This window comes from Pseudomonas sp. FeS53a (genome assembly GCF_000931385.1).
Classification (GTDB): Bacteria; Pseudomonadota; Gammaproteobacteria; order Pseudomonadales; family Pseudomonadaceae; genus Metapseudomonas; species Metapseudomonas otitidis.
This window is the reverse complement of record NZ_JYFT01000008.1, coordinates 175,261-182,114: the sequence shown is the minus strand read 5'-3', so window position 1 is coordinate 182,114 and position 6,854 is coordinate 175,261. Positions and strand designations below refer to the sequence as shown.

The window sequence follows — 6,854 nt, the reverse complement described above, 5'->3', positions numbered from 1 at the left end:
CCGCAGCACCTTCCGCGACATATCGCTTTAGCCATTTGTAGGCTGTTTGCGGGCTGATGTTGAAACGGCGGCACAGCTCCCTTCGGTTGCTGTCGGGAAGAAGTGCCAGGGCAATGAACTCTGCTTTTAGGCTCATAGCGTCTCTCGTGTTCCAAGGCATGGTCGTTACCCGGCAAGGCTGGCTTGCCGGAAAGTGTCAACCATGTCTCCGCACACCTGTCAGCTATGTCTCCGGTCTGTACAGGGCGACTGCCAAAAGGGGCTCGCCCGGGAGGGCGAAACAAGAAACATCCGCAGAACTCGATAACCAGCTTGGCGTTGAAACAGCGCACTGGAACATCGCCATCGAAAACCCACCGGCTTTTCCTCAGCAGCCCTCTCCCCCCTTGACCTTGCCACGGGGTCAAGGTTGATCCTGTGCCCCACGAGGAGGATCAGCCATGACCGTATCGTTCGACCTGCCCATCACTGGAATGACCTGCGCCAGCTGCGCCGGCCGCGTGGAGCGCGCGTTGGCCAAGGTGCCTGGCGTGGAGTCCGCCAGCGTCAACCTGGCCCGCGAGCAGGCCCGGGTCCAGGCCCCCGCCGATGCCCTGCCCGCCCTGCGCGAGGCGGTGCAGCGGGCTGGCTACGAGGTACCCCAGGGGCGCCTGGAGCTGGAGATCGGCGGCATGACCTGCGCCAGCTGCGCCGGTCGTGTGGAGCGCGCCCTGGCCAAGGTGCCGGGGGTGCTGGAGGTGAGCGTCAACCTGGCCAGCGAGCGGGCCAGCGTGCAGCGGCTGGACGGGGTGGACGACCAGGCGCTGATCCAGGCCGTGACCCGCGCCGGCTACCAGGCGCGGCTGCACCAGGCCGAGCACGCCGATGACAGCGAGGCCCGCGCCCGCCAGGCGCTGCAACGGGAGCGCCTGGCCCTGGCACTGGCCCTGCTGCTGGCGGCCCCGCTGGTGCTGCCGATGCTGGTGGAGCCCTTCGGCCTGCACTGGATGCTGCCGGCCTGGGTGCAGTTCGCCCTGGCCACGCCGGTGCAGTTCATCCTCGGCGCGCGCTTCTACCGCGCCGCCTGGAAGGCCGTGCGCGCCGGCGCCGGCAACATGGACCTGCTGGTAGCCATCGGCACCAGCGCCGGCTACGGCCTGAGCCTCTACCAATGGGCCACCGCCCACCCCGGCCACGTGCCGCACCTGTATTTCGAAGCCTCGGCGGTGGTCATCGCCCTGGTGCTGCTGGGCAAGTACCTGGAGAGCCGCGCCAAGCGCCAGACCAGCGCCGCCATCCGCGCCCTGGAAGCCCTGCGCCCCGAGCGCGCCATCCGCCTGCGCGACGGCCGCGAGGAGGACGTGGCCATCGCCGAGCTCCAACTGGGCGACGAGGTGCTGGTGAAACCCGGCGAGCGCTTCCCGGTGGACGGCGAGGTGCTGGAAGGCCAGAGCCACGCCGACGAGGCACTGATCAGCGGCGAGAGCCTGCCGGTGCCCAAGGCCCCGGGCGACCGTGTCACCGGCGGCGCCATCAACGGCGAGGGGCGCCTGCGGGTGCGCACCACCGCCCTCGGCGGCGAGACGGTGCTGGCACGGATCATCCGCCTGGTGGAAGACGCCCAGGCGGCCAAGGCGCCGATCCAGAAGCTGGTGGACCGGGTCAGCCAGGTGTTCGTCCCGACAGTGCTGCTGATCGCCCTGGCCACCCTCGGCGGCTGGTTGCTGGCAGGCGCGGCGCTGGAGACGGCGCTGATCAACGCCGTCGCCGTGCTGGTGATCGCCTGCCCCTGCGCCCTCGGCCTGGCCACGCCGACGGCGATCATGGCCGGCACCGGCGTCGCGGCCCGCCACGGCATCCTCATCAAGGACGCCGAAGCCCTGGAGGTGGCCCACGCCATCACCGCCGTGGCCTTCGACAAGACCGGCACCCTCACCTCCGGCACCCCGCGCATCACCCACCTCGCCGCTGCCGATGGCGACGACGCGCACCTGCTGGCCTGGGCCGGCGCCCTGCAGCACGGCAGCGAGCACCCGCTGGCCAAGGCGGTGCTGGATGCCTGCGACGAACGCGGCCTGGCGGTGCCCGAGGTGGGCGACAGCCAGTCCCTCACCGGGCGTGGCATCCAGGGCGTGGTCGAGGGCCGCCTGCTGGCCCTGGGCAACCGCCGCCTGCTGGACGAGCACGGCCTCGACGGCGGCGCCCTGCTGGCCTCCGCACAGGCCTGGGAAGCCGAGGGCCGCACCCTGTCCTGGCTGCTGGCGCTGCAACCCCAGGCACAGGTACTCGGCCTGTTCGCCTTCGGCGACAGCCTCAAGGAGGGCGCCCGCGATGCCGTGCAGGCCCTGCGCGGACGCCACATCGCCAGCCACCTGATCACCGGCGACAACCGTGGCAGTGCCCGGGTGGTGGCCGAGGCACTGGGCATCGACGACGTGCATGCCGAAGTGCTGCCCGCCGACAAGGCCGCCGAGGTGGCCCGGCTCAAGGCCGGCGGCGCGGTGGTGGCGATGGTCGGCGACGGCATCAACGACGCCCCCGCCCTGGCCGCCGCCGACGTGGGCATCGCCATGGGCGGTGGTACCGACGTGGCCATGCACGCCGCCGGCATCACCCTGATGCGCGGCGACCCGCGCCTGGTCCCCGCCGCCCTCGACATCGCCCGGCGCACCTACGGCAAGATCCGCCAGAACCTGTTCTGGGCCTTCATCTACAACCTGGTGGGCATCCCGCTCGCCGCCGCCGGCATGCTCAACCCGGTGGTCGCCGGCGCCGCGATGGCCCTCTCCAGCGTCAGCGTGGTGAGCAACGCCCTGCTGCTGAAGACCTGGAAACCAGCCGGGGAGAAACACACGGAAGACTGATGCCAGGACGCCGTTCTGGCAGGGGCGAACTCATTCACCAAGCGCCCCACAAGGGGCGTCCGGACACCTCAACCCAAGAGGACAGTTGCATGAACATCGGCCAGGCCGCGAAGAAGAGCGGGCTCACCGCGAAGATGATCCGCTACTACGAATCCATCGGCCTGCTCCCCGAGGCCGGCCGCAGCGACAGCGGCTACCGGCAGTACAGCGAGCAGGACCTGCACAGCCTCGCCTTCATCCGCCGCTCGCGGGACCTGGGCTTTTCGCTGGAGGAAGTGGGCCGCCTGCTCACCCTGTGGCGCGACCGGGGCCGTGCCAGTGCCGACGTGAAGGCCCTGGCCAATGCCCACATCGACGAACTGAACCAGCGCATCGCCGAGCTGGTGGGCCTGCGCGACACCCTGCAGGAGCTGGTGGATCACTGCCAGGGCGATCACCGCCCCGACTGCCCGATCCTCAAGGACCTGGCATCGGGCGGTTGCTGCGGGGCAACAGGCGCCCCAGCAGGTCCTTCGGCAACACGGTGATCGCCAGGCCGACGAACACCAGGGCACAGGCCGCCAGCGCCGACGGGCTGAGGGCCTCGCCCAGCAGCAGCCAGCCGGACAGCAGCCCGGAAATCGGCACCGCCAGGGCGAAGGGCGTCACCAGGCTCGCCGGGTGGCGACTGAGCAGGAAGCTCCACAGGGCGAACCCCAGGGTGGTGGCACCGAAGGCCACGAACGCCAGGGACAGGTAGCCGGTGAGGCTGGCGTGGGCAAAGGCCGCCGCCATCGCCTGCGGCCCCTCGAACACCCAGGACAGCGCCAGCAGCGGCAAGGGCGGTACCAGGCTCACCCAGCAGATCAGCCGCAGCATGTCGCTGGCACCGGCGCGCTTGGTGGCGATGTTGGCGAAGGCCCAGGCCAGGGCCGCCACCAGCACCAGCACGAAGGCCAGCAGGCTATCGCCCAGGGGCCGTTCCAGGCCGATCAGCACCAGCCCCGAAGCCGCCAACGCCAGGCCCGCCAACGCCCGCAACGTGGGCCGCTCGCCCAGCACCAGCGCGGCGATCAGCACGGTGAAGAACACCTGGCTCTGCAGCACCAGCGAGGTCAGCCCGGCTGGCATGCCCAGCTTCATGCCGATGAACAGCACCCCGAACTTGAACACCCCCAGCAGCAGCCCGATCTGCACGATCCGCCACAACGGCGCCGGCAGCGGCCCGCGCAGGAACAGCAAGGGCGTTGCCGCCAGGGCAAAACGCAGGGCGCAGAACAGCAGCGGCGGGAACTCGCCGAGCCCGAGCTTGATGACGACGAAGTTCACGCCCCAGACCAGGGTGACCAGCAGGGCAAGGAGGATGTGCGGCAACGGCATGGCAGGGACTCCGGGAGCGGGTGGGCCACGCTAGCAGGTCACCGGGAGGCTGTATGGATACAGATTCCGGGGATTCGGGGGATACAGGGGCGGCTACAGGACCGTACAGGGCGGCAACAGAAGACCGGCACGCCGCCACAAAAAAGCCCCCGGAGAGGCATCTCTCCGGGGGCTTTTACATGAACGGTTGCGAGGCCGATCAGCTCTGGGATTGCAGGTAGTTCTGCAGGCCGACCCGGTCGATCAGCCCCAGTTGCTGTTCCAGCCAGTAGGCGTGGTCTTCCTCGGTGTCCTGCAGCTGCAGGGCAAGGATGTCGCGGCTGACGTAGTCGCCATGCTGCTCGCACAGGGTGATGCCCTTGCTCAGCGCGGCGCGCACTTCGTATTCGAGGTTGAGGTCCGAGCGCAGCATCTCCGGCACGGTGGCGCCGGGGTGGATGGCCTTGGGCGTCATGTCCGGGGTGCTTTCCAGGAAGAGGATGCGCTGCAACAGGGCATCGGCGTGTTCGGTCTCTTCCTCCATCTCGTGGTTGATGCGCTCGTAGAGCTTGGTGAAGCCCCAGTCGGCATACATGCGCGAGTGCAGGAAGTACTGGTCGCGTGCGGCCAGCTCACCTCGCAGCAGGTCCTTGAGGTATTCGACGACTTCCGCTTGCCCTTTCATCTGTGTTCTCCCCTGCAAACGCGGTGATCCGAGGGCGCAATGGTCGTCCTCGGGAACCGCCCGGTCAAGCAGCCCGATGCCACACCCTCACTCCTTCATCCAGGGCGGGGTCGGCGGTTCGTCGCTGGTGTCCTTCAGCAGCGCCTGGCGGCGCTCCTCCTCGGCGAGGGCGGCCTTGATCTCGCGCATCACCGCATCCACGTCGGCCGCTTCCTCGGGCTCGGTGAACTGGCCGGTGAGTTTGGTATCCGGGGTCAGCTTGCCGTCCTCGTAGAGCGCCCACATTTCCTTGGCATAGCGGGTGTAGCGCAGCTCGGGGGCGAACTGGCCGAAGTACGCGGCCATGTTGCCGACGTCGCGCTCGAGCATGCGGAAGGCGTGGTTGTTGCCGGCGGCGTCCACCGCCTGGGGCAGGTCGATGATCACCGGGCCGTAGGGGTCGAGCAGCACGTTGAACTCGGACAGGTCGCCATGGACCAGGCCGGCGCAGAGCATCTTGACGATCTCGCCGATCATGAAGGCGTGGAATTCGCGGGCGTCCTCGGGGGTCAGGTCGACGTCGTTGAGGCGCGGGGCGGCATCGCCGTAACCGTCGGTGACCAGCTCCATCAGCAGCACGCCATCGAGGAAGTCGTAGGGCTTGGGCACCCGCACGCCGGCGTTGGCCAGGCGGAACAGGGCGGCCACTTCGGCGTTCTGCCAGTTCTCTTCCTGCTCCTTGCGCCCGTACTTGGAGCCCTTGGCCATGGCCCGGGCGTCGCGGCTGTTACGCACCTTGCGCCCTTCCTGGTACTCGGCCGCCTGGCGGAAGCCTCGCTTGTTGGCCTCCTTGTAGACCTTGGCGCAGCGCAGCTCGCTGCCACAACGCACCACGTAGACGGATGCTTCCTTACCGCTCATCAGCGGCCTGACCACTTCGTCGATCAGGCCATCCTCCACCAGGGGTTCGATGCGCTTGGGTGTCTTCATGCCTTGCCGGCGTTCCTCGGGAAAATGGGTTGGGACTGGAATGGTCCGACTTTATACGGCATGCGCGCCGACAGGACCATCAGCGCCGCGACAGGCTGTGACGCAAGGCCTCGATGGCATAGCGCACCTTGGCCGGCTGCGCGTCGCGCCGTGGTGTGACGATGTACAGGCCGATCTCCGGCGGGCGCCAGTCGGGCAGCACCCGCAGCAGCCGGCCGCTGGCCAGCTCCTCGCGGATCTCCGGTTCCGGCTGCAGGGACAGGCCGGCCCCGGCCAGGGTGAAGCTGCGCGCGGAGAGGATGTTGTTGCAGCTGACGCGGCTCTCGATACGCAGCCGCTGCACCTCGCCACCAGGCCCGACCAGGGTGATCGGTCCCAGGGTGCGCTCGGCATGCAGGGTCACCCAGTCCAGCTCCAGCAGTTGCTCGGGACGGACGATGGCCGGCAGCCGGGCCAGGTAGCCGGGCGCGGCGCAGAGCAGCGACGGCCAGTCCCCCAGGTGCCGCGCCACCAGGCTAGAGTCGTCCTGGCGGCCAACGCGGATGGCCAGGTCGATGCGCCGCTCCACCAGGTCGATCTGCTCGTCGTCGAAGAACAGCCGCAGCGTCAGCCCGGGGTGGGCGGCCAGCAGGGGCGCCAGCGCCTCGGTGACCATGCGATCGGAGAAGCCCACCGGGGCGGCGATGCGCAGCTCCCCCACCGGCGCATCGCGCAGCTCCGCCAGGCGCTGTTCGGCCTGCTGCGCCAGTTCCAGCACTTGGGCGCAGTTGCGGTAGAACAGCGCGCCGGCCTCGGTGAGGGTGAGCTTGCGGGTGGTGCGGTGGAGCAGGCTGACCTGGGTGGCGTCCTCCAGCTTGCGGATCTGCTGGCTGACTGCGGACGCGCTCATGCCCAGGGCTTCGCCGGCGGCGACCATCGAGCCCTTCTCCACCACCGTGGCGAACACCGCCATGCGCTTGAGCTGCTCCATTCGTAAGCCCTGCTTAATTGTGAAAGCGGTTTTTGCCACTTTTTCCGCT

Annotated in this window: 7 protein-coding genes; 2 read left to right on the top strand and 5 right to left on the bottom strand. The window is 69.0% G+C overall.

The window, feature by feature from the left end; genetic code table 11:
* A partial coding sequence (locus SZ55_RS27260) for a helix-turn-helix domain-containing protein (protein ID WP_152644432.1) occupies nt 1–160 on the bottom strand: 160 nt, incomplete at its 3' end.
* A gap of 280 nt (nt 161–440) precedes the next feature.
* Between SZ55_RS27260 and SZ55_RS03530 the strand changes: the two genes are divergently transcribed.
* Together SZ55_RS03530 and cueR are read left to right on the top strand one after the other, a co-directional pair.
* Nucleotides 441–2,843, top strand: coding sequence for a heavy metal translocating P-type ATPase (locus SZ55_RS03530; RefSeq protein ID WP_044401379.1), 2,403 nt, complete (start codon nt 441–443; stop codon nt 2,841–2,843).
* Between the two features lie 89 nt (nt 2,844–2,932).
* Nucleotides 2,933–3,370 (top strand): Cu(I)-responsive transcriptional regulator, encoded by a 438-nt coding sequence (cueR, locus tag SZ55_RS03525; RefSeq protein ID WP_044401376.1) that lies wholly within the window; start codon nt 2,933–2,935, stop codon nt 3,368–3,370.
* On the opposite strand, the gene SZ55_RS03520 is transcribed toward cueR, so the two are convergent.
* The 4 genes from SZ55_RS03520 to SZ55_RS03505 form a co-directional block, all read right to left on the bottom strand.
* Nucleotides 3,300–4,202 (bottom strand): EamA family transporter, encoded by a 903-nt coding sequence (locus tag SZ55_RS03520; RefSeq protein WP_044401373.1) that lies wholly within the window; start codon nt 4,200–4,202, stop codon nt 3,300–3,302. The two genes, cueR and SZ55_RS03520, sit on opposite strands and share 71 nt — an antisense overlap.
* Nucleotides 4,203–4,401: 199 nt before the next feature.
* Nucleotides 4,402–4,866 carry a bacterioferritin gene (gene bfr, locus SZ55_RS03515; RefSeq protein ID WP_044401369.1) on the bottom strand — a complete coding sequence of 155 codons (465 nt, stop codon included), beginning with the start codon at nt 4,864–4,866 and terminating at the stop codon, nt 4,402–4,404.
* A gap of 87 nt (nt 4,867–4,953) precedes the next feature.
* A complete protein-coding gene (locus SZ55_RS03510) occupies nt 4,954–5,835 on the bottom strand; it encodes a PA4780 family RIO1-like protein kinase (RefSeq protein WP_044401366.1) in 882 nt (293 codons plus the stop codon).
* Between the two features lie 79 nt (nt 5,836–5,914).
* Nucleotides 5,915–6,805 (bottom strand): LysR family transcriptional regulator, encoded by an 891-nt coding sequence (locus SZ55_RS03505; RefSeq protein WP_044401363.1) that lies wholly within the window; start codon nt 6,803–6,805, stop codon nt 5,915–5,917.
* Nucleotides 6,806–6,854 lie beyond the last annotated feature (49 nt).